The following is a 483-nucleotide window of genomic DNA, read 5'->3' as shown; positions in this document are numbered from 1 at the left end:
CGATACAAGCCGTCCTTGACCGATACGCTGGATATATCCGCTACTTCTCTAAGATGAACGGCTATTACAACTCTGATATGGAGGACTACATCAGAACAAAGCTGATTGAAAGCCTGTTCAAGTTCCGGCTTGACCGATAACATAGAAACTGAATATCCCGCCGCCCCGCAGCGGCACATGAAGCAGTAAATCCGAAAAAGATTTGCTGCTTTTTTTGCGCTCATTTTTGGCAAATTTCCAAAAGTTCCGTATTAGATAGTGAAACCAAAAAAAGGCTGCCGTTTTTTTAGACAGCGGGCAAAACGCAGCTTCCGAAACGCCTTATTGTCGGGAAAGACCGAGCCGCCGGAAAAGTTCTTGCCGGAAAGTCCGTCATTTTTGCTTTTTGCGGTGTTGTAGGGAGTAAGGGAAGAACGCCAGCCCGCAGCCTTTTATGAAAAAGCTGGTTATAGATTTTCTGAAAAAGTGGCAGTAGCAAGTGAA

At 45.3% G+C, this 483-nt stretch carries 2 protein-coding genes; one reads left to right on the top strand and one right to left on the bottom strand.

The annotated features are described in order from the left end of the window. Window positions 1–140: helix-turn-helix domain-containing protein (locus DW922_RS16950; RefSeq protein ID WP_147353391.1), on the top strand; the 140-nt coding region annotated here is incomplete at its 5' end. 146 nt (window positions 141–286) lie between these two features. On the opposite strand, the gene DW922_RS17845 is transcribed toward DW922_RS16950, so the two are convergent. Further along, on the bottom strand, window positions 287–483 hold a 197-nt coding region (locus DW922_RS17845), incomplete at its 5' end, for a hypothetical protein (RefSeq protein WP_207666311.1).

Source organism: Clostridium sp. AM42-4, from assembly GCF_003480105.1.
Taxonomy (GTDB): domain Bacteria; phylum Bacillota; class Clostridia; order Lachnospirales; family Lachnospiraceae; genus Brotaphodocola.
The sequence above is the reverse complement of the archived record's forward strand: the minus strand, read 5'-3'. Positions and strand labels throughout refer to the sequence as shown.